Origin of the sequence: Amycolatopsis sp. WAC 04197 (genome assembly GCF_003947475.1) — a bacterium.
Taxonomy (GTDB): Bacteria; Actinomycetota; Actinomycetes; order Mycobacteriales; family Pseudonocardiaceae; genus Amycolatopsis; species Amycolatopsis japonica.
In genome coordinates this window covers 1,034,660-1,058,574 of record NZ_QHJK01000002.1, presented here as the reverse complement: position 1 = coordinate 1,058,574, position 23,915 = coordinate 1,034,660, and the positions used below count along the sequence as shown (strand labels likewise).

Annotated in this window: 21 protein-coding genes; 14 read left to right on the top strand and 7 right to left on the bottom strand. The window is 69.6% G+C overall.

The window, feature by feature from the left end; all coding sequences use genetic code 11:
* Positions 1–43: 43 nt before the first annotated feature.
* Both DMC64_RS12370 and DMC64_RS12365 read right to left on the bottom strand, forming a co-directional pair.
* A complete protein-coding gene (locus DMC64_RS12370) occupies positions 44–1,399 on the bottom strand; it encodes a glycoside hydrolase family 28 protein (RefSeq protein WP_125733569.1) in 1,356 nt (451 codons plus the stop codon).
* 69 nt (positions 1,400–1,468) lie between these two features.
* On the bottom strand, positions 1,469–2,029 hold the full coding sequence (locus DMC64_RS12365) for a hypothetical protein (RefSeq protein ID WP_125733568.1): 561 nt from the start codon (positions 2,027–2,029) through the stop codon (positions 1,469–1,471).
* 155 nt (positions 2,030–2,184) lie between these two features.
* Between DMC64_RS12365 and DMC64_RS12360 the strand changes: the two genes are divergently transcribed.
* Entirely contained in the window at positions 2,185–2,682 is a 498-nt protein-coding gene (locus tag DMC64_RS12360) for a hypothetical protein (RefSeq protein ID WP_125733567.1), read from the top strand.
* Here DMC64_RS12360 and DMC64_RS12355 read toward each other — a convergent pair.
* Entirely contained in the window at positions 2,663–4,681 is a 2,019-nt protein-coding gene (locus DMC64_RS12355; protein WP_125733566.1) for a thioredoxin domain-containing protein, read from the bottom strand. The genes DMC64_RS12360 and DMC64_RS12355 overlap by 20 nt on opposite strands.
* Positions 4,682–4,744: 63 nt before the next feature.
* Between DMC64_RS12355 and DMC64_RS12350 the strand changes: the two genes are divergently transcribed.
* Positions 4,745–6,112 (top strand): 3' terminal RNA ribose 2'-O-methyltransferase Hen1, encoded by a 1,368-nt coding sequence (locus DMC64_RS12350; RefSeq protein WP_125733565.1) that lies wholly within the window; start codon positions 4,745–4,747, stop codon positions 6,110–6,112.
* On the top strand, positions 6,109–8,601 hold the full coding sequence (locus DMC64_RS12345; RefSeq protein ID WP_125733564.1) for a polynucleotide kinase-phosphatase: 2,493 nt from the start codon (positions 6,109–6,111) through the stop codon (positions 8,599–8,601). The genes DMC64_RS12350 and DMC64_RS12345 overlap by 4 nt, the downstream gene beginning before the upstream one ends.
* Before the next feature lie 70 nt (positions 8,602–8,671).
* On the opposite strand, the gene DMC64_RS12340 is transcribed toward DMC64_RS12345, so the two are convergent.
* Positions 8,672–9,001 carry a hypothetical protein gene (locus DMC64_RS12340; protein ID WP_125733563.1) on the bottom strand — a complete coding sequence of 110 codons (330 nt, stop codon included), beginning with the start codon at positions 8,999–9,001 and terminating at the stop codon, positions 8,672–8,674.
* A complete protein-coding gene (gene mca / locus DMC64_RS12335; protein WP_037340831.1) occupies positions 9,002–9,895 on the bottom strand; it encodes a mycothiol conjugate amidase Mca in 894 nt (297 codons plus the stop codon). It abuts the gene before it with no gap.
* A gap of 146 nt (positions 9,896–10,041) precedes the next feature.
* On the opposite strand from mca, the gene DMC64_RS12330 reads away from it, so the two are divergent.
* The 3 genes from DMC64_RS12330 (at position 10,042) to DMC64_RS12320 (ending at position 12,251) form a co-directional block, all read left to right on the top strand.
* Positions 10,042–10,497 carry a DUF4307 domain-containing protein gene (locus DMC64_RS12330; RefSeq protein ID WP_037340828.1) on the top strand — a complete coding sequence of 152 codons (456 nt, stop codon included), beginning with the start codon at positions 10,042–10,044 and terminating at the stop codon, positions 10,495–10,497.
* Between the two features lie 199 nt (positions 10,498–10,696).
* Positions 10,697–11,197 (top strand): transcription elongation factor GreA, encoded by a 501-nt coding sequence (gene greA / locus DMC64_RS12325; RefSeq protein WP_016337198.1) that lies wholly within the window; start codon positions 10,697–10,699, stop codon positions 11,195–11,197.
* A 250-nt stretch (positions 11,198–11,447) separates the two neighbouring features.
* Positions 11,448–12,251 (top strand): MBL fold metallo-hydrolase, encoded by an 804-nt coding sequence (locus tag DMC64_RS12320; protein ID WP_125733562.1) that lies wholly within the window; start codon positions 11,448–11,450, stop codon positions 12,249–12,251.
* Here the strand turns inward: DMC64_RS12320 and DMC64_RS12315 are convergent.
* Positions 12,248–12,721, bottom strand: a complete 474-nt coding sequence (locus DMC64_RS12315) for an Lrp/AsnC family transcriptional regulator (protein ID WP_005167940.1) — start codon at positions 12,719–12,721, stop codon at positions 12,248–12,250. The genes DMC64_RS12320 and DMC64_RS12315 overlap by 4 nt on opposite strands.
* A 122-nt stretch (positions 12,722–12,843) precedes the next feature.
* On the opposite strand from DMC64_RS12315, the gene hppD reads away from it, so the two are divergent.
* The 8 genes from hppD to DMC64_RS12260 all read left to right on the top strand — a co-directional run bounded on the left by hppD (position 12,844) and on the right by DMC64_RS12260 (position 22,615).
* A complete protein-coding gene (hppD, locus tag DMC64_RS12310) occupies positions 12,844–14,043 on the top strand; it encodes a 4-hydroxyphenylpyruvate dioxygenase (RefSeq protein WP_037340823.1) in 1,200 nt (399 codons plus the stop codon).
* Between the two features lie 198 nt (positions 14,044–14,241).
* Positions 14,242–14,787 (top strand): YbaB/EbfC family nucleoid-associated protein, encoded by a 546-nt coding sequence (locus DMC64_RS12305; RefSeq protein ID WP_125733561.1) that lies wholly within the window; start codon positions 14,242–14,244, stop codon positions 14,785–14,787.
* A gap of 33 nt (positions 14,788–14,820) precedes the next feature.
* The gene (locus DMC64_RS12300; protein WP_037340818.1) at positions 14,821–15,135 is read left to right on the top strand and encodes a type VII secretion target; all 315 of its coding nucleotides are present in this window, start codon (positions 14,821–14,823) and stop codon (positions 15,133–15,135) included.
* Positions 15,135–19,790 (top strand): hypothetical protein, encoded by a 4,656-nt coding sequence (locus DMC64_RS42670; RefSeq protein ID WP_158634211.1) that lies wholly within the window; start codon positions 15,135–15,137, stop codon positions 19,788–19,790. Before DMC64_RS12300 ends, DMC64_RS42670 begins: the two co-directional genes overlap by 1 nt.
* Complete coding sequence (locus DMC64_RS12275) at positions 19,790–20,236, top strand: hypothetical protein (protein WP_037340815.1); 447 nt, start codon at positions 19,790–19,792, stop codon at positions 20,234–20,236. The genes DMC64_RS42670 and DMC64_RS12275 overlap by 1 nt, the downstream gene beginning before the upstream one ends.
* Positions 20,233–21,354, top strand: a complete 1,122-nt coding sequence (locus tag DMC64_RS12270; protein ID WP_125733557.1) for a TNT domain-containing protein — start codon at positions 20,233–20,235, stop codon at positions 21,352–21,354. The genes DMC64_RS12275 and DMC64_RS12270 overlap by 4 nt, the downstream gene beginning before the upstream one ends.
* Before the next feature lie 11 nt (positions 21,355–21,365).
* On the top strand, positions 21,366–22,217 hold the full coding sequence (locus DMC64_RS12265) for a ferredoxin (RefSeq protein WP_125733556.1): 852 nt from the start codon (positions 21,366–21,368) through the stop codon (positions 22,215–22,217).
* Positions 22,218–22,336: 119 nt separating this feature from the next.
* Positions 22,337–22,615: a hypothetical protein gene (locus DMC64_RS12260; protein ID WP_125733555.1), complete on the top strand. Its 279-nt coding sequence runs from the start codon at positions 22,337–22,339 to the stop codon at positions 22,613–22,615.
* 131 nt (positions 22,616–22,746) lie between these two features.
* Here the strand turns inward: DMC64_RS12260 and DMC64_RS12255 are convergent, their stop codons facing one another.
* Entirely contained in the window at positions 22,747–23,904 is a 1,158-nt protein-coding gene (locus tag DMC64_RS12255) for a cystathionine gamma-synthase (protein WP_037340807.1), read from the bottom strand.
* Positions 23,905–23,915: the final 11 nt, after the last annotated feature.

Below are 23,915 nucleotides of genomic sequence, written 5' to 3'. Positions count from 1 at the left end.
CTGCGTTCAGCCTGCCGCACCGCATCGGGAAGCGCAGGACGAATCAGACCGGTTCCCCGTTGATCGTCGTGTTCTCGAACCGCAGGTCGTCGACGTGTTTCAGGGTGTTCTCCGTGTTCGCGACGCCGTCGAAGCGGCAATCGCTCACCCGCAGCCCCCGAACGTGTGAGTTGGGCAACCCTCGGATGTTGAACGCCGCTTGCCCGCATTTCGTACCGGTCGAACGGCTGAGGGTGAACGGCCCGAACCGGGGCACATGCTCGCCCGTCTGTCCGTTGTAGTCCGGCAGCACGTACACGGCCGAACGGACGAACGTGCCGGAGACGCTGTCGAGATTGACGTTCTCGGTGAATCCGCCGCGCAAGGTGTTCGACTTGACGTACAGCCCGTACTTCGTCTCGCCGGTGACGGTGAGCCTGTGCGCGTAGACGTTCCGGATACCGCCGGTCTGTTCGCTGCCGCAGGTGATCGCGCCCCAGTTGCCGTCCATCACGCAGTTCGCGACGACGATGTTCTGGCACGGCACGCCGACCCTGCGGCCGTCGGCGTCCCGGCCCGATTTCAGCGCGATGTTGTCGTCGTGCGCGCCGAGGTGGGAGTTCACGATCACGACGTGGTCGCAGGACTCCGGATCGCAGGCGTCGGTGTTGGAATGCGCGGTGCTCGCGTCCGTGCGGACGCCGTCGATCGTGACGTTCCGGCAGAGCGTCGGATGCAGCTGCCAGAACATCGGGTTCTTGAGCGTGATTCCTTCGATGAGCACGGTGTCGCACGAGTACGGCTCGACGAACGTGGAGCGCATGGCGTGCCCGGAGCCGGGAACGATCCGCCGCTCCGGCGGGATTCCCTTGGCCACCAACGATTCCAGGTACTCGCGGTCCTTGCCCTTGTTCCAGGACGCCGTGCCCGCCGCGTCGAGGGTGCCCTTCCCGGTCACGGCGATGTTGGATTCCTTGTACGCGTAGATCATCGGCGACCGGTTCACGCACTCGATGCCCTCGTAGCGGGTGAGCACGTTCGGGAACTTCGAGGCGTCGGAACCGAAAGCGAGTACGGCACCCGCCGCGAGATGCAGGTCCACGTTGCTCTTGAGGTACACCGCACCGGTGACGAAGGTGCCCCTCGGCACGACGACGCGTCCGCCGCCGCGCGCGTTGGCCGTCTCGATCGCTTTCCTGATCGCCGCGGTGTTGTCGGTCTTCCCGTCACCTTTGGCGCCGAAGTCGAGCACCGAGAACGTCCGGTCCGGGAAGACCGGCCGTTTCGTCCGCGCGACGATGTCATTGGCGGCGGGCCAGGGAAGGGCCGGGGCCGCCGAGGCGGTGGGCGCGAGCAGTGGGCTCGCGGCCACCGCGAGACCGCCCTTGATGAGCCAACGCCGGGAGAATCTGCCGTCCATGACGCCTTCTTTCGCAAGAGGACTTCGGTGAAGACGGCGGAATCCCGACTCTACGGGCGGACCCCGGCCTCAGGAAAGGTCCGGTCCCTGTGAGCGGAGATCGTCGACCTTGGTCATCGCCTCCCGAAGCTCGGCGAGCCAGGCGTCCGCGTGTTCCCCGACCAGCCGGACCGCCCAGGCGAGCGCCTCCGACCGGGACCGGGCGACACCCGCGTCGACGAGGGTGTCGAGGACCAGGCGTTCCGGCTGCCGCAGCCTGGTCATGACCGGCGCCGAATGCGTGGTGAACAGCCGCCGTGTGCCGCCGAGGCTCGCGCCCCACGCGACCTTGCGCTGATAACGGTGCTCGGCCTGGCGCGCGATCTCGATCCGCTCGTCGCGGGTCTCCTCGCGGAACCGGCTGATCCGGCCGTCCTCGGCCGCCGCGCGGGCCGCGTCGTCGGCGTACTCGCCGGTGAGCGGCTGGAGTTCGCCGACGATGACGATCTCTTCGCGATCCACCGTGACCTCGGGGTCTCCGGTGAACCAGCCCTCGGGGAGCCTGCCGCCGAACCACGCGGCCGCGTCGTCCGCCGCCGGGATGTCCGCCTGCTGCCAGCCACCCCGGCCTTTCCAGCTTCCGCGTCCCATCCGCCTCGCCTCCTCGATTACATGATTACAACGCTGCCGACGCTACGCCCGCAACAGGCGAAACGCACGCGTGTTCTCCCCGGGCGAAAACCCGGGGCAACCTGATGACCTGCGCGGACGTGTTCCCACCAGCAGTCGACAGGGAAGGGGACCTCATGTTGAAGAAAGCCATGATCGGCGCTCTCGTGCTCGGAGCGGCCCAGTTCGGCGTGGTCGTGCCGGCGGCGGCGGAGGCCAAGGACGTGTCCTGGTTCTTGGCCCCGACCGAAGTCGAACCCGGCGGGCAGATCTATGCCGAGACGAAGGCCGCGATGGGCGGCTGCGGACCGGCGACCCCGGTGACATCGCCGGGGTTCGCGGCGCCGCTGCAGTGGACGATCGGCGGCAACTGGGGGAAGGCCGCGGGCTACGGCAAGGTCGGCAAGACACCGGGCAAGTACGTGGCGACATTCACCTGCTCGGATGGCACGAAGACTTCCCGCACTTTCACCATCATCGGAACGCCGCCGACCACGAAGCCACCGACCACCACGAAGCCACCGAAACCCACCAAGACCACGTCGGCCAAGCCGAAGCCACAGGTCGCGGTGAAGCCGGTCGGGGCACCGCAGACGGGCGGCGGCGCCTTCGCCCCTATGTCGTGGGACTGGTGAGCTGAGACCGCAGCTCCTCGGCGGTGGTGACGGGCCGCTCGCACACGTACCCGCGGCACACGTACGCGGCGGCGGCGCCGTCGACCAGCGGCCGATCGGCCAGCAGCGGCACCCCTTCGGCATCCGGGGTCCCGCTCACGACGACGGCACCGTCCGGCAACGACGCGACGGCCGCGGCCAGCAGATCCGCGCGTGAAGCGGCATCCGGGCCGACGACGGCGACCTGCACCGGTCCGGCGGCGGCCGCTTCGGCCACGGTGAGCCAGTGCCCGGCGAACCGCGGCGCGTGGGCGGCGAGCCGTCCCGCCCGGGCGAGCGCCTGCTCGGCCGCCTCGCGGTAGCGGCCCACCCGGTCGTGCCCGGCGAGGACCGACGCGGTCAGCAAGGCGTTCGCCAAGGCCGAGGCTCCCGAGGGGCTCGCGTTGTCGGTCGGGTCGGAAGGCCGCTGCACCAGGACTTCCGCGTCGTCGGCGGTGTCGTAGTAGGCACCCGTCGAGTCCGGGACACCGAAATGGGCCAACGCGAGGTCCAGCAACGTGATGGCGTCCGCGAGCCATCGCGGTTCCCCGGTCGCCTGGTGGAGTTCGAGCAGCCCCTCGGCGAGGCACGCGTAGTCATCCAGCACCCCGGCCGTCGTGCCGACGACGCCGTCGCGGGAGGTCCGGCGCAGGCGTCCGGCCACGAAATGGGTGTCCATCAGGAAAGCCGCCGCGCGAGCCGCCGCTTCGATCCACTGTGGACGATCGAGCCGCGAACCGGCTTTGGCGAGCGCGCCGATCGCGAGCCCGTTCCAGGCGGCGATCACCTTGTCGTCGCGGGCGGGCTGGGGACGCTCGTTTCGCGCGGCAAGCAACGCACGGCGGACTCGCTCATAACGCGTTTCGTCCTCTGGATGCGGTTCACGCAGCCGCAGCGTCGAGGCGCCATGCTCGAAATTGCCCCGTTCGGTCACCTGGAACAGCTCGGCCGCCCAAGCACCGTCCTCGTCGCCGAGCACTTCGGCGAGCTGCGCCGGCGTCCAGACGTAGGTGAGCCCTTCGACGCCATCGGTGTCCGCGTCGAGCGACGCGGCGAAACCGCCCTCGGCCGTCCCGAGGTCGCGCAGCAGGAACTCCGCCGTCTCTTCGACCGCCCGCCGCGCGTACCCGTGCCCGGTCACGCCGTGGAACTGCGCGTAGAACCGCAGGAGCAAACCGTTGTCGTACAGCATCTTCTCGAAATGCGGCACTTCCCAGCGCGCGTCGACCGAGTACCGCGCGAACCCACCCGCGAGCTGGTCGTTCAGCCCGCCCAGCGCTATCGTCTCGGCGGTGTGCTCGACCATGGCGAGGTCGGCTCCGGTGCGCTCGTGGTGACGGAGCAGGAAGTTCAACGCCATCGTCGGCGGGAACTTCGGCGCTCCCCCGAAGCCGCCGTTCCCGGTGTCGAACTCCTTGCGCAGCGTGGCGACCGCGGCGTCCAGCGCCGCACCGTCCACAACGGACTCGGGCAGCGGCCCGCTCTTCTCCGTGAGGTGGGCGATGATCTGCCGGGCACCGGAACGCAGCTCGTCCGGCCGCTCGCCCCAGGCCTCGGCGACCGCGACGAGCAGCTGCGAGAACGACGGCATCCCCGGGCGCGGCGACGGCGGATAGTAAGTGCCGCAATGGAACGGCTCACCCTCCGGCGTCAGGAAACACGTCATCGGCCAGCCGCCCTGACCGGTCATCGCCTGCGTGGCCGCCATGTACACCGAGTCGATGTCCGGGCGCTCCTCGCGGTCCACCTTGATGTTGACGAAGTTCGCGTTCATCAGTGTCGCGGTGGCTTCGTCCTCGAAGGACTCGTGCGCCATGACGTGGCACCAGTGGCAGGCCGCGTAGCCGACCGAAAGCAGGATCGGCACGTTCCGCCGTTTCGCCTCGGCCAGCGCCTCCTCGCCCCAGGGCCACCAGTCCACCGGGTTCCCGGCGTGCTGCAGCAGGTACGGACTGGTCGCGGCCTTCAGGCGGTTCGACATGTCACCAGGGTCGCATGCGGAAAAGCGGGGGCGCAGAACGGCCGTCTGCGCGACACTCGTCCGGTGCTCCTGACCATGACCACCACCCGGAACCCGGCCACCGACCTCGGCTTTCTCCTGCACAAGCATCCGGAGAAGGCGCAATCGCTCACGCTCTCGGCCGGGACGGCGCACGTCTTCTACCCGGAGGCGTCCGACGAGCGCTGCACGGTTTCCCTGCTGGTCGAGATCGACCCGGTCGACCTCGTGCGCGGTGGCGGCACGTCGCTGACCCAGTACGTCAACGACCGCCCGTACGCGGGTGGCTCGTATCTGGCGGTGGCGCTGCGGGCCGCCTTCACCACGGCGCTGGCCGGCCGGTGCGCGAACCGGCCGGAGCTGGTCGACGAGCGTTTCCCGCTGGAGATCCGGGTCCCGTCGCTGACCGCGCGCGGCGGCGCCGAGGTCGTCCACAAACTCTTCGAACCGCTCGGCTGGCAGGTCGAGGCGAAGGTCGTCCCGCTCGATCCCGAGTTCCCGCAGTGGGGCGATTCCCGCTACGTCGATCTCCGGCTGACCGGCACCCAGCGTGTCGTCGACGCGTTGCGGCACCTGTACGTCCTGCTGCCCGCGCTCGACGGCGACAAGCACTACTGGATCGGCCAGGACGAAGCGGACAAGCTGCTGCGTGTCGGCGAAGGCTGGCTCGGCGCGCATCCGGAACGCGACCTGATCACCAACCGGTACCTCGAACGCCGCCGCCCGATCGTCTCGTACGCGCTCGGCCGGCTCGCCGAGGCGGACGACGTTCCCGCTGAGGCCGAGGCCAGGGTCACCGAGCAGCCGGACCGGCCCGAACCGCTGGCCGTCCAGCGTCAGGGCAGTGTGCTCGCGGCGCTCCGGGCGGCGGGCGCGCGGCGTGTGCTCGACCTCGGCTGCGGTGGTGGCGCGTTGCTGCGCGTGCTGCAGAAGGAGCCGTCGTTCACCGAGATCGTCGGTGTCGACGTGTCCACGAGCGCGCTCGACATCGCCGACAAGCGGCTGAAAGACAAGACGCGGATCACCCTGAAGCAGTCCGCGCTGACCTACGCGGACCCGTCGCTGGCCGGTTACGACGCGGCTGTGCTGATGGAGGTGATCGAGCACGTCGACGAGGAGCGCCTGCCCGCGCTGGAGCACGCCGTGTTCGGGGTCGCCGCGCCGCGGACGGTCCTCGTCACGACGCCGAACGCCGAGTACAACCGGCACTTCGAATTCCTCGAAGAAGGCCGGTTCCGGCACGCCGACCACCGTTTCGAGTGGACACGCGAGCAGTTCCGCACGTGGGCCGAAGGAGTCGCGGCACGGCGCGGCTACGACGTCCGCCACCTGCCGGTGGGACAGGAGTCCCAGGAATCAGGACCGCCGACCCAGATGGCGGTCTTCACGTCTCGAAAGGAGGCCGTGGCATGAAACTGACCATTCCCGACATGTCCCTCGTCGTGCTCGTCGGCGCCTCCGGCTCCGGCAAGTCGACCTTCGCGCGGACGCATTTCGCGCCGACGCAGGTGCTCTCCAGCGACTACTTCCGCGGCCTGGTGGCCGACGACGAGAACGATCAGAGCGCTTCGGGCGCCGCTTTCGACGTGCTCCACTACGTCGCGGCGAAGCGGCTCGAAGCGGGACGGATCACCGTCATCGACGCGACGAACGTCCAGCGCGCGTCGCGGGCGAGCCTGCTGAAGCTGGCGAAGGAGTACGACGTCCTTCCGACGGCGATCGTGCTCGATCTGCCCGTGAAGGTCTGCCAGGAACGCAACGAGGCCCGGCCGGACCGCGATTTCGGCGAGCACGTCGTCCGGCGTCAGCGCGGCGAACTGCACCGCTCGCTGAAGTCGTTGGAGCGCGAGGGTTTCCGTCGCGTGCACGTGTTGCGGAGCGAGGCCGAGATCGCCGAAGCGGAGATCGTCGTCGAGCCGCTGCGCAACGACCGTCGCGACCTCACCGGACCGTTCGACGTCATCGGCGACGTCCACGGTTGCCGCGAGGAACTGGACGAACTGCTCGTCGAACTGGGCTACGTCGACGGCGTGCACCCGGAGGGACGGACCGCCGTGTTCGTCGGCGACCTCGTCGACCGCGGCCCCGACACGCCGGGCGTGCTGCGTCGCGTGATGGCGATGGCCGAGGCGGGCAGCGCGCTGGTCGTCTGCGGGAACCACGAACAGAAACTGGTCCGCGCGCTGAACGGGCGCAAGGTCAAGACCACGCACGGTCTCGCGGAGTCGCTGGAGCAGCTTTCGGCGCAGGACGAGGACTTCCGCGCGAAGGCGCACGCCTTCTGCGAAGGACTCATCGCGCACTACGTCCTCGACGGCGGCAAGCTCGTCGTGGCGCACGCGGGCCTGCCCGAGAAGTTCCACGGACGCGCGTCCGGCCGGGTGCGGAGCACCGCGCTCTACGGCGACACCACCGGTGAGACCGACGAGTACGGCTTGCCGGTGCGATTGCCCTGGGCGCGCGACTACCGCGGCAAGGCGATGGTCCTCTATGGACACACGCCGACGTTGGAGCCGGAGTGGATCAACGGGACCATGTGTCTCGACACCGGTTGCGTGTTCGGCGGCAAGCTGACCGCTTTACGTTACCCGGAGCGGGAAGTCGTCTCGGTCAAGGCGAAGAAGGTCTGGTACGAACCGACCCGGCCGCTCGAACCGGCGCGGCCGCTGGGCGGACGCGAGCCCGCGGTGCTGGAACTGGGTGACGTCACCGGGAAGCGGATCGTCGAGACCCGGCACCACGGCCGGGTCGGTGTCTCCGCCGAGCAGTCGGCGGCGGCACTGGAGGTGATGAGCCGCTTCGCCGTCGACCCGCGCTGGCTGCCGTACCTTCCGCCGACCATGGCGCCGTGTTCGACGTCCGCCACGGACGGCTACCTGGAACATCCCGAAGAGGCTTTCGCCGAGTTCCGCGCGGCGGGTGTCGATCACGTCCTGTGCGAGGAGAAGCACATGGGTTCGCGGGCCGTCGTGCTCGTGTGCCGTGACGACGACGTGGCTCCCGCGCGGTTCGGGATCCAGGGACCCGGCGCGGTCTACACCCGCACCGGCCGTCCGTTCTTCGCTCCGGACCAGAACGCGCGGCTGCTCGCCGATGTGCGGGAAGCGGCGTCAGACCTGTTCGAGGAACTGGACACCGGCTGGCTGCTGCTCGACGCGGAGTTGCTGCCGTGGAGCGCGAAGGCCGGATCGCTGATCTCGGGCCAGTACGCGGCCGTCGGCGCGGCGGCGCAGTCCGTGCTGCCCGCCGCCGTCGCGTCACTGGACGCGGCCGCCGCTCGCGGGATCGACGTGTCGGAACTGTTGGCACGCACCAGGACTCGCGAGTCCACTGTGGACGCGTACCGGCAGGCGTACCGGCGTTACTGCTGGCCGACCGACGGTCTCGACGGTGTCCGGCTGGCGCCGTTCCAGATCCTGGCGTCGGAGGGACACGCGTACCACGACCGGCCGCACGAGTGGCATCTTTCGCTGCTGGACCGGCTCACCGGCGACCGGTTCACCCGCACGCGGACGCTGGCCGTCGACACCACCGACCCGGCGTCGGTGGCACGCGGCGTCGAGTGGTGGCTGGAGTTGACCGGCGCGGGTGGCGAAGGCATGGTCGTCAAACCGGCGGCGAACCTGACTCGCGGCGCGCGCGGGCTGGTTCAGCCCGGCGTGAAGGTGCGCGGACGCGAGTACCTGCGGATCATCTACGGGCCGGACTACACGCTGCCGGAGAACCTCTCGCGCCTTCGCAAGCGGGGTCTCAACCGGAAGCGGGCACTGGCGTCGCGGGAGTACGCGCTGGGGCTCGAGGCGCTGGAGCGGCTGGCGCGCGGGGAACCGCTGTGGCGGGTGCACGAGTGCGTATTCGCTGTGCTGGCGCTGGAGTCGGATCCGGTCGACCCGCGCCTCTGACGCGCTTCCCGAATGTCATGAAAGGGTCGTTCAGGACACTTTATGTCCTGAACGACCCTTTCATGACACTTCAGTCGGACTTGGCGGTCGGCTTCTCGGCCTTCGCCGCGGGCGCCTCCGCGTCGGCCTTCGGCGCCTCGGTGGCCTCCTCAGCAGGAGCCTCCGAAGCGGAGGCGGGCTCGTCGAAGCTCTCCGGCAGCCGCTTCAGGTGCTTGGTCATCGACCGCACCAGCAGCCCGACGGCGATCAGGAACAGGATCAGGATCAGGAAACCCACCGGCGACGACTTGCCGAAGTCCTCACCTTGGCCGCCGTTGTCGCCGTTGCCGGGCTGCTGCGCCAGGAACTGCGACGACACCGTCACCGGAATGACGGCGAACGCCGGCACCACGAAACTCATCTAACCCTCCTTCAAGCCGGCGAACAGATCGTCCTCCGGCAGGGTGCTGTCCACCAGTGAGCGGACCAGCTCGTACTCCTCGGTCGGCCAGACCTCGCGCTGCAGGTCGCGCGGGACGGCGAACCAGCGGCTGTTCGGGTCGATCTGGGTGGCGTGCGCCTTGAGCGCCTCGTCACGCTGCTCGAAGTACTCGCCGCATTCGACGCGCGTGGTCACCCGCTCCATGACGTCGGCCTTGTCCGGGTCCCACGACTTGAGCCACTCCTCGTACGGCGACTCCAGGCCGCGCGCGAGCAGGGCCTCGTGGAACACGGTCATCCTGGCGCGCGAGAACCCGTGCACGTAGTACAGCTTCATCGGCTGCCACGGCTCGCCCGCCTCCGGGTACCGCTCCGCCTCGCCCGCGGCGTCGAAGGCCGCGACCGAGATCTCGTGCGTGCGGATGTGGTCGGGGTGCGGATACCCGCCGTTCTCGTCGTAGGTGACGATCACGTGCGGGCGGAACTCGCGGATGACCTTCACCAGGGCGCCGGTGGACTCTTCGAGCGGGATGACCGCGAACGAGCCTTCGGGGACCGGGGGAAGCGGGTCGCCCTCGGGCAGCCCCGAGTCGATGAACCCGAGCCACGTGTGGCTCACGCCGAGGATCTTGGCCGCGCGGGCCATCTCCTCCCGGCGGATCTCGGTCATGTTGGCCAGTACTTCGGGACGGTCCATGGCCGGGTTCAGCACACTGCCCGCTTCGCCACCGGTACAGGTCACGACCATGACCTCGTGCCCCTCGGCGGCGTACCTGGCCATGGTGGCGGCACCCTTGCTCGACTCGTCGTCGGGGTGCGCGTGCACCGCCATCAGGCGGAGGCGTGACTTCGGCGGTTCCTCGGCAGACACCATGCTCCGAACGTCCCCTTCTCGTTCCCTATTCCCCTCCAGACCCTGCCTGACGGCTCGCCCGGCCGGGCGCGGATACTCGAGGGGAACCACTCGCATACGCCCCCATTGTCCCTGCGAGCACGACGACACCAACCGGGAGGCCCGGGTTGAGCACGGGACAGGACGCTCCCACCGCGGAAAGCACCCGGACGGACGTGCCAGGAGACCGGTACGGCAAGACCCGCGCCGCGAAGCCCGCCCGCTGGCGGCGCCTGGTGTTCGCCCTGGTCGCGCTGCTGGTCAGCGGTGGGATCGCCTATGTCGCGTACACGAACTTCGGCAGCGCGCCCATCGAGGGCGAACGCGTCTCGTTCTCCGAGAAGCCGGGCGACGCGATGGAGATCACCATCAACGTGACCAGGGACGATGTGAACCGTCCCGGCGTGTGCGTCGTCCGGGTCCGTGACAAGGCCGGCGCGGAAAGCGGCCGTAAAGAGGTCCTCGTTCAGCCTGGTTCGAAGAACAGCCGGGTGACGACCACCATCAAGAGCATCGGAAAGCCGGTCACGGCTGATATCTTCGGATGCTCATACGACGTACCACGGTACCTGTCAAGGCCATAGCGGCCAACGGGGTGAAACAGGCGCCCAACGCCGAGGCGCGACCGAATTCCACCGGCGGCGATACCTCGCGCCGTGTTACTCTGATCTACCGGCACGGCCCAAGACGGGCCGTGTTTTTCCTTTATCTCAGCCAGGCCGGCGCGCCATGCCGGTCCGGTGGCCGGCTTGTACACCCAAGCCTGGCAGGCCCTACTAGGAGATGGTGACCGTGAGCGACACAAAGGTGACCTGGCTGACCCAGGATGCCTACGACAGGCTCAAGCAGGAACTCGACCACTACATCGAGCTCCGCCCGGTCATCGCTGCGAAGATCAACGACAGCCGGGAAGAGGGCGACCTCAAGGAGAACGGCGGCTACCACGCCGCCCGTGAGGAGCAGGGCCAGCACGAGGCCCGCATCCGCCACCTCCAGGAGCTCCTCCGCTCGGCCAAGGTGGGCGAGCCGCCCGCCAACGACGGCAGCGCCGGACCGGGCAAGGTCCTCACCGTGCGTTACGACGGTGACGACGAGGACGAGAACTTCCTCTTGGCGACCCGTGAAGAGGGCACCGAGGGCGACCTGGACGTCTACTCGCCGGAGTCCCCGCTCGGCAAGGCGCTGCTCGGCGCCAAAGAGGGCGAGACCCGCGAGTACGAGCTGCCCAACGGCAGCATCCAAAAGGTGACGCTCGTGAAGGCCGTGCCGTACACCGGCAAGTAAGTGCGCCGCCGGTCTCCCCAAGGGCGCCCAGCGCCCGACGGAGACTTCACCCGTCGCGCGCCGCTTTGCGGCCGAAGGCCCCGGAAACTCGATGAAGAGGCGCCCTCCACGCAGCGCGAGTTCGACTGCGAACCGGCGCCTCTTCGGCGAGTTTTCGTCAGCGCGCGACAATCGACACTGCGCCCGGCTCCATGGCCGGGCGCGCATATGAGCCGTTAGCGTGACCTCCGGAGAATTCTGGAGGGAAACGATGAGCGAACTACCCATCTGCGTCGCCTGCGGCATGCAGTACGCGGAGCCCCGGTCGGACTGCCCGATCTGCGAGGACGAACGTCAGTACGTCCCGCAGGCCGGACAGCGCTGGACCGATCTGAACGCCGTCCGAGCGAGCGGGACGTATCAGGCACGTATCGAGGAGCAGGGCCCCGGCCTCATCGGGGTCGGGTCCACTCCCAACTTCGCCATCGGCGAGCGCGCCCTGCTGGTCAAGGCCGAATCCGGCAACTTCCTGTGGGACTGCGCGGGCTTCATCGACGACGACCTCGTCGCCAAGGTCCGTGACCTCGGCGGCCTCACCGGCATCGCGATCAGCCACCCGCACTACTACACCACCATGGTCGAATGGGCCCACGCCTTCGACGTGCCGGTCTACCTGCACGAGGGCGACCAGCAGTGGATCGGCAGGCCGGATCCGGCGATCAAGCTGTGGAGCGGGACGACCCTCGACGTCGCCCCCGACCTGCGGCTCATCAACCTCGGCGTGCATTTCGCCGGCGGGACGGTGCTGCACTGGCCGGGCGGGGAGAACGGCCGCGGCGCGGTGCTCTCGGGCGACATCCTGCAGGTCATCCCGGACCGTCGCTTCGTCGGCATGATGTACAGCTACCCGAACCTGATCCCGGAGCGCCCCGAGGTCGTCCGCCGCGCGGCCGAACTGCTCGAACCGTACGCGTTCGAGGCGATCTACGGCGCCTGGTGGGACGCGATCATCCGCACCGACGGGCACGAGGCGGTCCAGCGGTCGGCGAAGCGGTACCTGAGCCAGGTGGGCTAGCTCCTCGCCAGCCGTTCCAGCAGCGGCCGTACGCGCGGCGGAACCGGCGTCGACAACGCGATCGACGTCGAGGTCCGCCGCACGTACGGCGCGCCGACCACCTCGTCCACCACCCGCTGCAGGTCGTCGTTGTTGCGCGCCACCATCCGCACGAAGAGATCGCCCTGCCCGGTCGTCGCGTGGACCTCGCACACCTCGTCGATGGCGGACAGCGCCTCCGCGACCTCGGCCCGCCTGCCCTGCGCGATCTCCAGGACGGCGAACGCGGTGAGGCCGTATCCCATCGCCGCGAGGTCGAGTTCGGGCGGGAACCCGCCGAGGATCCCACGTTCGGTCAACCGGTCCAGCCTCGCCTGCACGGTGCCCCGCGCGACGCCGAGACGGCGGGCGCATTCGAGCACGCCGAGCCGGGGCGAGTCGGTGAGCAACAGCAGCAGCCGCGCGTCCAGTTCGTCGAGCGAGTCCGACATCGTGCCTACCTCCTACGCAGGTTGCCCACTTTGACTGCGTCTCCCGCCCTCTCACTGGACATAGTGCGCAGCAAAATCTTTGACCATTGCACATTTTGTCACGCCCTCGGATGCTTCAGGGCATGACGCACACAGTGGAACCCCAGGGTGCTCTTGACGACGTGAGCTACGACCAGCTGCGTCAGCTCGTCGGCCTCGTCGACCACGACTCTTCGACCGACCCCTTCCCGGTGAAGTCGATGGACGCGGTGGTGTTCATCGCGGGCAACGCCACGCAGACCGCCTGGTTCTACCAGGTCGCGTTCGGCATGCAGCTCGTCGCGTACTCCGGCCCCGAAACCGGCAACTTCGAGCGCAAGTCGTTCGTGCTGAAGTCGGGCTCGGCCCGCTTCGTGATCACCGGGGGCGTCAAGCCCGACTCCGCGCTGCTCGACCACCACCGCCGTCACGGCGACGGCGTCATCGACCTCGCCCTCGAGGTCGCCGACGTCGACAAGTGCATCGACCACGCCCGCGCGCAGGGCGCCACCGTCCTCGAAGAGCCGCACGACGTCTCCGACGAGCACGGCACCGTCCGCATCGCCGCGATCGCGACCTACGGCGAGACCCGCCACACGCTGATCGACCGGTCGAAGTACACCGGTGTCTACCTGCCCGGCTACGAGCCGCGCGAGAGCAAGATCGTCCGGCCCGAAGGCGCGCCGAAGCGACTGTTCCAGGCCGTCGACCACTGTGTCGGCAACGTCGAACTCGGCAAGATGGACTACTGGGTCGACTGGTACCACCGCGTCATGGGCTTCGTGAACATGGCGGAGTTCGTCGGCGACGACATCGCGACCGAGTACTCGGCGCTGATGAGCAAGGTGGTCTCCAACGGCAACCACCGCGTCAAGTTCCCGCTGAACGAGCCGGCGATCGCGAAGAAGAAGTCGCAGATCGACGAGTACCTCGAGTTCTACGGCGGCGCGGGCTGCCAGCACATCGCGCTGGCCACCAACGACATCGTCACGACGGTGAAGGCGATGCGCGCGGCGGGCGTCGAGTTCCTCGACACCCCGGACTCCTACTACGACGACCCGGAGCTGCGCGCGCGGATCGGCGAGGTCCGGGTGCCGATCGAGAAGCTCAAGGAGCACCGCATCCTGGTCGACCGCGACGAGGACGGCTACCTGCTGCAGATCTTCACCAAGCCGATCGGCGACCGCCCGACGGTGTTCTACGAGCTCATCGAGCGGCACGGTTCGCTCGGCTTCGGCAAGGGCAACTTCAAGGCCCTGTTCGAAGCCATCGAGCGTGAGCAGGAGCGTCGAGGCAACCTCTGACCCGGCAGTTCGCAGGGCGTGAAAGGGCTCTTCATCGCACTTCGTGCGGTGGAGGGCCCTTTCGCTACGTGACGGGGCCGACTTTGTCGGCGGAGGGTGGTACACCGGACGGGAACTAAACTTCGAGCGCACCCGGAACCGGAGGCCTCTCCGGACCGTCAGTGTGAAGACGTCAGCACGCAGCTTGGAAGGGTCCCGATGCCGGACAACGTCGACGCCAGCGAACGCATGGTGGACAACTGGACGAAGCAGATCCAGGAGACCGCCGCGCGCTATCAGGCGATGGCCGCCCGCATGCAGGGTCAGACCGTGACCGAGCGGTCGAAGGACAACACCATCGAGGTCACGATCGACTCGAAGGGCCTCCTCACGAACCTCGTCATCTCCGAAGCCGCGAGCGGCAAACGGATGGCGGAGGTCTCGGCGCAGGTCATGCGCCTCGTCCAGCTCGCGCAGTCACGGATCCCGGAACTGCTGCAGGCGGCGATGGCCGAGACCGTCGGCACGAACGACGAGACGGCGAACAGGGTGATCGCGGAGGCGCAGAGCACCTTCCCGGAAGCTCCGCCGGAGGAGGACCTCGCACCGCCGGAGCCCGAGCGGCACCACCGCTTCGGCCCGGAGGAGGACGATCCCGCTCCGCCGCCGGCGCAGGCGAACCCGCCCCAACCGAAGCCGATCCCGCGTCGCCGCCGCACGCAGGACGACGATGACGACGACTTCGGCGGCAGCATTCTTTCGTAGCCGTTCCATCCGGCCTGGTAGAGGGGAGAAACCATGGCAGGCAAGGGTTTTGAGCTCGGCGCCGACCTCGACGCGCACGCCAAGCAGATCGACGGCATCGCCGACGGCCTGCGCACGGCGGTCGACGCCGCGCAGCAGGTGAGCATGCCGACCGACGCGTACGGCATCATCTGCCAGCCGTTCCGGATGATGCTCGACCCGGTCGAGGAGTTCGGCATCAACGCGCTGACCAAGGCCGTCGAGGCCGCGACGGCGGTGGCGAACAACGTGCGGTCCGCGTCCAACGCCTACCAGACGCAGGACGAGAACTTCGCCGCCGAGTTCAAGAACGCGCAGGTGCCTGACTGATGCCCGAGGGAAACCCGCTCGTCGCGAAGGCGCCGACGGATGGCGACGGCCCGGGTCCGCTGACGGCCGGGAACAGCGAATACGGCTACGCGGCGGGCATCGGCGTCGCCGAGTCGGCCATGGACGCCTTCAACGGCATCTCGAACGGCGACTGGATCGGCGGCGGGCTCGGTGTGCTGAGCCTCGCGGGCGAGCTCGCCAGCGCGGCGATCGACCCGTTCGGTTACCTGATGTCGTCGGTGGCCTCGTTCCTGATGGAACACATGCAGCCGCTGAAGGACATGCTGGACGCCGTCGCCGGCGACCCGCCGGTCATCCAGTCGTACTCCGAAACCTGGGGCAACGTCGCCAAGAAACTGGAAGACACGCAGGTCGAGTTCTCGAACGCGGTCAAGAACGGCACGACCGGCTGGACGGGCGAGGCGGCCGACCAGTACCGCAAGCAGGCCGCGGAACAGGCCGAGGCGATCAGCGGTGCGGCGACGGTCGCGGGCGCGATCAGCACCGTCGTGATGATCTTCGGCGAGATCGTCGCGTTCGTCCGTGAGTTCATCCGCCAGCTGATCGCGGACGCGGTCGGCAAGCTCATCGCGTGGGTCATGGAGACCGTGTTCTCCCTCGGCTTCGGCACGCCCGTGGTGGTCGCGCAGGCCGTCACCGCGATCGCCAAGTGGGCCGCGAAGATCGCCGACAAGCTCAAGGAACTGTGCGACGCGATGCGGCGGGTCTCGCCGCTGCTCGGCAAGCTGGCCGACGTCTTCGAGAAGATCATCAAGATCTTCGGCAAGATCGCGGGCAAGGTCACCGGCCTGGACGTGATCAACACCAAGAACATCAAGACGGGCGGGTTCATCCAGCGCGGCGGCAGCGGCGGCGGATCCGGTGGGTCCGGCTCCGGCTCCGGCTCGGGTTCCGGGGACGGTCCGGACGGTGACGGTTCGGGCAGTGGTAGCGGCTCCGGCGACGGCTCGAACGGCGACGGCTCCGGCAGTGGCTCCGGTGACGGCAATGGCTCCGGTGATTCCGGCAGTGGCTCCGGTGACGGCAGCGGCTCGGGCGACGGCTCCAACGGTTCGAACGGTTCCGGCGGCGACACGGGCAGCTCGGGCGATTCGGGCGGCCCGTCGAGCACCACCCGCGGCGACGGCGGCGGCTCATCGTCCACAAGGGACGGTGGCGGCTCGCCGTCCCGGTCCGACGGCGGCTCTCCCGACCGCACCGGCGACGGACCGTCCACTTCGGACGGTGGTACGGGCGGCAACGGTTCCCCCAGCGCCGCCCGCTCCGACACGTCGACTCCGCACACCCGGTCCGACGGCGGCTCACCGAGCCCGAACCGCACGGACACCGGCGGTTCGCCCAGCCACACACCGGACGGCGGCTCCCCCGCCCCGCACACTCGTGCGGACACCGGCGGCTCCCCGAGCCACACACCGGACAGCGGCTCCTCCACTCCGCACACCCGTGCCGACGGCGGTTCACCCGCTCCGCACACCCGTGCCGACACGGGCGGATCTCCCAGCCACACACCCGACAGCGGCTCCCCCGCCCCGCACACCCGTACGGACACCGGCGGGTCCCCGAGCCACACACCGGACAGCGGCTCGCCCGCTCCGCACACCCGTGCCGACAGCGGCTCCCCGAGCCACACCGGCGACGGCGGCGGCTCGCCCCGGACGCACGGCGGCGACGGCGGCGGTTCACCCACCCCTCGTTCCGACCCGTCGCCCGGTCACCACGGCGGCAACGACGGCGGCAGCCCCACCAGGCCGACCGACAGCGGCACGACGACCAGCGGTACCGCGCCGACGGCACCGCGTCTCGGCGACGCGGGCCCGTCGCACGTGCCTTCGCAGCGCGGCGGTTCCGGCGGCGACGGTTCGCCCGGTGTCCCGCCGCAGGGCCAGCCGATGGCGGGCGGCATGCCGCCCCAAGGCGCTCCGGGCGGCACCCCCGGCGGCACTCCGGGTTCGCCCGGCGGCAGGCCGCAAGGTGGCGGCTGGACGGGTACGCCCGGTTCGCCGCGCACCCCGGACCCGCACGCCCCGCGTACACCCGACACCCACACCGGTCCCAGCCGCGGTCCCGGTCAGACCGGCCCCGGCGGACGGCCCAACCAGCCGCATCAGCCGCAGCCGGTCGCCCGTGGCAACGACTTCGGCCCCGGCGCCCAGCCGCACACCGGCACTCCCGGCACCCACGGCCCGGGCAACCGGCCGGGCGGCACGGGTCCCGGCAACACCGGTCCGGGCGGCCGAGGCCCCGGGGGCCACTCCGGGCCGCCGCACTCGCCGGACGGCCACGGCCCCGACGGGCACGGCCCGCGCCAGGACGGCCACCCCGACGGTTCGCCGCACGACCGCGGCCCCGACGCCGAGCCGGATCGTCCGCTGACGCCGGACGAGGTCAACCAGCGGCATTCCGAAAGCACGCCCGCGGGCAGCTCGTACCACCGCGGCGACTCGGACATGGGCGACCTGCCGCACCGGGTCCAGCCGGATCCGGACGGCCGCTACACCGTCGACGTGCACGTCACGCCGGACGGCCACGCCCGTATCGGCAACCGCACCTACACCCCGGAAGAGTTCGCGGACATCCTGCGGCGCAACGGGGATTACGACGGCCGCCCGATCCGGCTGATCGGCTGCGACGCCGGCTCGAACGATTTCGCGCGCCGTCTGTCGCGGGAACTCGACACCGAGGTGATGGCGCCGAGCAAACCGGCGTGGACCGACTCGAACGGGCGCGTCTTCTCGTCCGACTACGAGATCGGCCCCGACGGCCGCCCCCGGCCCAAGATCCCGCCGAACGGCGATTGGGACGTCCACAGCCCAGACGGCACCGCCCGCCGGGCGAGCGACGACGGCTTCACCCCGGACACCACGCACGCCGACAAGCAGGACGTGGACGCCGACAGCGCCCGCAGCCGCGGCGACGGCGACGAACCACCGGACGCGGACGACAACACGACACCGGACCGGCAGGGCACCGAGCCGCCGGATCGCGACCATCCGAACCGGAATCCCGAATCCCGTCAGCAAGAACGGGATCTGCTGGACGAGGACCGGCAGCAGCAGCGCCGCCAGAACCCGCAGCGGATCACGGACTTCACGCCGGAGTCCGTCGGCGAGCCGGTCCGGGTGCGGCCGGACAACCCGGAGCCCGGTGCGCCGAGGGCTCCTCGTCCGGACGAGCCGTTCCCCGGGAACCAGCGACTCGAGAACAACCGCAGCTACGAGGTCCGCGACAGCGACGGCACCCTGCGCGGGACGTACCACACCGACGGCACCGGCCGGGTCACGCATATCGACACGAACCAGCCGAACGTCCCGCACCGGCTGTCCGACGGCTCGCCGAACCCGGACTACCGGGCGAACCCGGATCTTCTGCACCCCCGTCCGGACACGACGTACCGGGTGGAGATCGACGGCGAGCACCAGGTGTTCCGCACCGGTCCCGACGGGCTCCCCGAGCCCGCCGTCCGGTTCCACCGGCCCGACTTCCCGGCGGACAGGCACGTCGACATCGGACCGGGTCATCCGGACTCACCCAACCCGCCGAAGCCCGGTCAGCCGTTCGTCGCCCGGACGGACCTGGAGAAGAACACCGCCTACCGGGTGCACGACACCAACGGCGACTACCGGGGCACCTACTACACCGACGGCAACGGCCGGGTCCGCTGGGCCGAGGTCGAATCCGGCCGGATCGCGCGGGTCAATCCCGATCTCGTCAACATGCCGCGCGCCGACATCGGGGAGGTCCGGCTCGTGCAGCGGATCGACCCGGACGCCGAGGTCCCGCCCAATGTGCGCAACCCGCAGGATTTCGAGGGTTCGACGAGGCGCGACGTCACCATCGGCAAGGGCGAATCCTTCTTCGACAGGCACACGCCGCCTCTCGAAGCGAATTCGCGGTACGTCGTCGAGAGCGAATACAAGGACGGCGACAAGACCGTCACGAGGCAGCGCGCGGTCTACTGGACCGACGAACACGGGAACATCCGGCTCGCCGAGACCTACCAGCCGCATCACCCGGACCTGAACTACCCGAAGCCGAACATGGTCTACAACGTCGACGGCGGACGGTTCGTGTACGAGACGGGCCCGGAGGTCGGCAACCGGCACGGCACGCGGTCCTACGACACCGACACGGTCGCGGCCACGAGCAACGACCTGGAGCGTGCGGACAAGCACGAGATCGACCGGCGCGACGAATCCTCGCAGAAGCGCGGCGGCGGGGTCGAAGGCAAGGAACCGGAGCTGGACGCCGACGGCAACCCGACCGGCCGCAACATCAACAAGTACGACGGCGGGCATATCGCGGGCAACCAGTTCCGCGGTCCCGGCGAGCTGCTCAACATGCTCGGCCAGTGGCGGGCGCAGAACCAGGGTCTGCACTCCGCCGGCGACGCGCATTGGTACGCCTTCGAAAGCGACCTGTCCGACTTCCTCGATCCGGCCAAGCACACGGACGGGCTCAACCGGAGCATCGAACAGGTCGACACGTACGCGCTGCGCGCGGACGGCGACCGGGCACCGCACACCTTGCAGGTGCGGTGGGTGGAGAATGTGACCGACGCGGACGGCAACGTGGTCCGCACCGTGCGCATTCGGAGTTTCCCGAATGTGCCACCTAGCGCAGGGGGCGGTACGTGATGGCGATCGACGCCACGCAACGGCAAGAGCTGACGAACGCCGTGGGCATCGCCCTCGTCGACGCGGCTCCCGAGGGCTGGCGGCGCATCGACCTGATGTGCCTCGCCAACATCGACGTGCACGACCTGTCGCTGACGGTGCTGCTTGCGGACGGCTCCAACCCGGCCGTGCTCATTCCCGACGAGGTGCGCCAGAGCCTGCTCCGGCTCCGCGAAGGGATGCACGAACCCGACAAGGGAACGTGGTTCTCGTCGCGGGTGATCATCGACGCGCCGGGGACGATCTACGTCAAGTACAACTACGACTGGGATCCGCTGTGGAACCCGTCGATCGCGACCGAAGGCTGGGCGCGTGACCTCGAGGCGTTCCCGCGCGACGAGGCGCACATCCCGGACTGGCTGAACGAGAAACTGGCCGAGGCCGGAGCCGCGGAGGAAGACCGATGACCACCGCACAGGAACCTTTCGGCGCCAAGGAACAGGACGAGCTCTGGAGTCTGGTCTCCAACCTGGTGACCAACTTCTGCCCGGTGGACTGGTCGCAGGTGATGATCACCTACCGCGCGGTCGGTGATTACACCGAGCTTTCGGTGATGGTCCGCCGGGCCACCGACGGCGGACTGAACCTGTGGACGCCGCGGCCGGAACTGGCCGGACTGCTTTCCCGTCTGCGAGCCGGGATGTACCGGCCGGGCCGGGGAACGTGGAGCGAGACCACCGCGCACGTCCACCTCGATTCGCGGATCGAGTCGACCTACGTCTGGGACCAGGAACCGTCGTGGGACGGCGAACCGCCCGCCTCGGCGTTCGTGCGGGAGCTCGCCGACTTCCCCCGTGACGCCGGGATGGTGCCGGACTGGCTGGCCGACCGGGCGGGCCGGGCCGCCGTCGCGACACTCGCCGGACACTCCGACGCGGACATCGCGGCCAAAGAAGCTTTGGCCGCGGCGAGTCAGGCCGCGATCGAGCTGGAACTGGACACGAGCCGCTACCGGATCGGCGAGGTCGCGGACGGCGCGTGGTGCCTCGTTCCCGAAGAAGGCCGCTGGGCGGTGTTCTGGGCACAGGGAGAAGACCACTTCGCCCGGGCCGAGTTCGCCACCGCCTGGGAGGCCGCGCGGTACTTCACCGGTCACCTGTACCTGAACCGGCCCGCCTTCCGCGACGAACTGCCTCCGGACGCCAAGCGACCGACGTCGGCCTGGCCGATCCAGCCGATGAGCGATGACGGCGGGCTGTCGCTGTACGAAGGGAAGCGGCTGGTGACGCTGCCGCCGGGAACCGAGATGGACCGCTACGGCGACCCGTCGGGCAACACGCTGTTCGCCGCCCGCACCGAATTCACCCACCGGTCGCACAAAGCCGAGCGGGCGGAGCGGGAGTACCACGTCTACCGGCTGGTGCGACCGGTTCGCGCGATCACCGGTACGGCCGTCGCCTGGTACGAGCAGGCCGGCGGCGGTACCGCGTACGTCCTCGCCAGGTCGGTCGCGGACCTGCTCGCCGACGGCTCCCTCGTGGAGATCCCGCAGGCGACGACGCAGCCCCCGCCGCCGCGGAGCTGAGGGGAGCATCGATGACCACGCCGCCCGGGCCGCTCGGCCCGGAACAGCAACAGCAGATCGTCGCCCAGATCGGCAACGGCCTCGCGTCGATGGCCCCGCCCGGCTGGCGAAGGCTGCGGACCGAGCACCGCGCCGTCGGGAGGCATCTCGAAACCGACGTGCTCATCACCGGACCGGACGGAACGACGCAACCGATCGCGGCACCGCCGGAACTGGTCCAGCTCCTCGGCACGCTGCGGGCCGGGATGTACCAGCCCGGCCAGGGCACCTGGCTGGCCGCGACGCTGACCTTCGACGCCGCTCAAGGCACCTCCGTCGATTTCATGCTGGACCAGGAGCCGGTCTGGCGGCGTCCCCCGCCGCCGATCGGGTTCCAGGACGAACTGCGGTTCTTCCCGCGGACCGAGCAGTACATCCCGCCGTGGCTGCGGCAGCGGGCAGGGCTGGCGCCCTTGCCGGTGGCCACCCCACCCGCGGAGACACCGGAAGCCTTGAAGTCGCCGCGGGTCCACGACGGCCTCGACGAGTCGGGCCGCCCGGTGGTGAACCGTGAGCCGCTGTCCCCGGCCGAGCGGGACCAGGTGCTGAGGTACCTCGACGGCGCGCCGGTCGTGCTGGCGTCGCGGACCTACGACGCCGACGCCTTCGACCCCGACCGGGAACCGTTGGTGCCGTTGAACTTCCGCACGGACGGCCGGTGGTACTGGCCGGGCGCGGTCGCCTACTACCTGCGCGAGCACGACGTCGCTCCCGATCCCGAACTCCTCGGCCACATCCGGGCGTTGCGGTTCACCCTGCCCGAGGTCGGCGAGCCCGAACGGGAACTGGCGGTCGCCGCGATCACCGGCCGTCCGTCCACTTAGGACTCAAGTGTTCGAGGCCGATCCGCGACCGGAAGATGCCACCTGACGGATACGTCACGTGACAAGTTCGCGGTCCGGGTACTCTTGACGGCGTCGGCGAAGGCGACCAGGGAGCACACATGGCACGGGGGAACATCGGCAGGGTCCGGACGACCCGCTCCGCCGGGATGCTCCCGGTCGTGCTGGCACTCACCTCGGCCGCGCTGCTGACCGGCGCCGCCGTCTACACGGTCGACCGCGCCGGCTGCGTGGACCCCGGCCAGTACATCCGGCACGACAACCACATCGAGCTCGTCGGCGGCTGCGTCGACGGCTCGGAGCTGCCCGCCGCGCCGCAGGGGACTTCGCACGAGGCGGACGCGAAGACCGGTGTCACGCCCAGCAACTTCCGCCCGTAACCGGGCGCTTCCTCCCACCACACCGCGCTGACCAGCGCGAAAGGAGCAAGGGACCTTTGCTGTCATTCGCTTAGCATGGCTACGCGAACGACAGCAAAGGTCCCTTGCTCACTCTCCGGGCCCGGCGGCGGTCAGCCCAGGGCGCTGGCCAGATCGGCGACCAGGTCGCTGCCGTCCTCGATACCGACCGACAGCCGCAGCAGGTTGTCCGGCACCTCCAGGGTGGACCCGGCGGTGCTCGCGTGGGTCATCCGGCCCGGGTGCTCGATGAGCGACTCGATCCCGCCCAGCGACTCCGCCAGGATGAACAGCTTCGTCTTCGACGCGGCCTCGAGAGCGGCCTGCTCGCCGTCGACGTGGGTGAACGAGATCATCCCGCCGAAGCGCCGCATCTGCTTCGAGGCGACCTCGTGGCCGGGGTGCTCCGGCAGACCCGGGTAGTAGACCCGCTCGACCTTCGGGTGCTTCAGCAGCATCCGGGCGATCAGTTCGGCGTTGTCGCTGTGCCGCTCCATCCGCAGCGCGAGCGTCTTGATCCCGCGCAGGGTCAGCCACGCGTCGAACGGGCCGGGGACCGCGCCCGCGGCGTTGCGCAGGTAGAACAGCTGCTCGCGCAGTTCGTCCTCGTTCGTCAGGATCGCGCCGCCGACGACGTCGGAGTGCCCGCCGAGGTACTTGGTCGTCGAGTGCAGGACGACGTCGGCACCCAGCGACAGCGGGTTCTGCAGGTACGGGGTGGCGAAGGTGTTGTCGACGACCAGGCGGGCGCCGGCGCCGTGCGCGACCTCGGCCAGCGCGGCGATGTCGGCGATCCCCAGCATCGGGTTCGTCGGCGACTCGCACCAAATCAGCTTCGTCTCCGGCCGGATCGCGGCGCGGACCTCGGCGATGTTCCCCAGGTCGGCGACCGTGTGCTCGACGCCCCACAGGCTGAGCACCTTGTCGATCAGCCGGAAAGTGCCGCCGTACGCGTCGTTGCCGAGCACGAGGTGGTCTCCGGGCCGCAGGGTCGCCCTCAGCAGGACGTCACTGGCCGCCATCCCCGACGCGTACGCCAGACCGTGCCGCGCGCCTTCGAGCGCCGCGAGCGCGACCTCCAGCGCGGTGCGCGTGGGGTTCGCGGTGCGGGAGTACTCGTAGTCACCTTCGCGCGTGCCGCCGACGCCGTCCTGCGCGTAGGTCGAGGTCTGATAGATCGGCACGATGACCGCGCCGGTCCGGGGATCAGGGGTCTGCCCGGCGTGGATCGCGCGCGTCTCGAAGCCCAGCAGAGAGTAATCGTCGGCCATACCCCCAAGGG

Excerpts from the sequence above, each read along its gene's own strand:
- DMC64_RS12370 (WP_125733569.1), bottom strand. The coding sequence starts at position 1,399 with ATGGACGGCAGATTCTCCCGGCGTTGGCTCATCAAGGGCGGTCTCGCG.
- DMC64_RS12365 (WP_125733568.1), bottom strand. The coding sequence starts at position 2,029 with ATGGGACGCGGAAGCTGGAAAGGCCGGGGTGGCTGGCAGCAGGCGGAC.
- DMC64_RS12360 (WP_125733567.1), top strand. The coding sequence starts at position 2,185 with ATGTTGAAGAAAGCCATGATCGGCGCTCTCGTGCTCGGAGCGGCCCAG.
- DMC64_RS12355 (WP_125733566.1), bottom strand. The coding sequence starts at position 4,681 with ATGTCGAACCGCCTGAAGGCCGCGACCAGTCCGTACCTGCTGCAGCAC.
- DMC64_RS12345 (WP_125733564.1), top strand. The coding sequence starts at position 6,109 with ATGAAACTGACCATTCCCGACATGTCCCTCGTCGTGCTCGTCGGCGCC.
- DMC64_RS12340 (WP_125733563.1), bottom strand. The coding sequence starts at position 9,001 with ATGAGTTTCGTGGTGCCGGCGTTCGCCGTCATTCCGGTGACGGTGTCG.
- mca (WP_037340831.1), bottom strand. The coding sequence starts at position 9,895 with ATGGTGTCTGCCGAGGAACCGCCGAAGTCACGCCTCCGCCTGATGGCG.
- greA (WP_016337198.1), top strand. The coding sequence starts at position 10,697 with ATGGTGACCGTGAGCGACACAAAGGTGACCTGGCTGACCCAGGATGCC.
- DMC64_RS12320 (WP_125733562.1), top strand. The coding sequence starts at position 11,448 with ATGAGCGAACTACCCATCTGCGTCGCCTGCGGCATGCAGTACGCGGAG.
- DMC64_RS12315 (WP_005167940.1), bottom strand. The coding sequence starts at position 12,721 with ATGTCGGACTCGCTCGACGAACTGGACGCGCGGCTGCTGCTGTTGCTC.
- hppD (WP_037340823.1), top strand. The coding sequence starts at position 12,844 with ATGACGCACACAGTGGAACCCCAGGGTGCTCTTGACGACGTGAGCTAC.
- DMC64_RS12305 (WP_125733561.1), top strand. The coding sequence starts at position 14,242 with ATGCCGGACAACGTCGACGCCAGCGAACGCATGGTGGACAACTGGACG.
- DMC64_RS12300 (WP_037340818.1), top strand. The coding sequence starts at position 14,821 with ATGGCAGGCAAGGGTTTTGAGCTCGGCGCCGACCTCGACGCGCACGCC.
- DMC64_RS42670 (WP_158634211.1), top strand. The coding sequence starts at position 15,135 with ATGCCCGAGGGAAACCCGCTCGTCGCGAAGGCGCCGACGGATGGCGAC.
- DMC64_RS12275 (WP_037340815.1), top strand. The coding sequence starts at position 19,790 with ATGGCGATCGACGCCACGCAACGGCAAGAGCTGACGAACGCCGTGGGC.
- DMC64_RS12270 (WP_125733557.1), top strand. The coding sequence starts at position 20,233 with ATGACCACCGCACAGGAACCTTTCGGCGCCAAGGAACAGGACGAGCTC.
- DMC64_RS12265 (WP_125733556.1), top strand. The coding sequence starts at position 21,366 with ATGACCACGCCGCCCGGGCCGCTCGGCCCGGAACAGCAACAGCAGATC.
- DMC64_RS12260 (WP_125733555.1), top strand. The coding sequence starts at position 22,337 with ATGGCACGGGGGAACATCGGCAGGGTCCGGACGACCCGCTCCGCCGGG.
- DMC64_RS12255 (WP_037340807.1), bottom strand. The coding sequence starts at position 23,904 with ATGGCCGACGATTACTCTCTGCTGGGCTTCGAGACGCGCGCGATCCAC.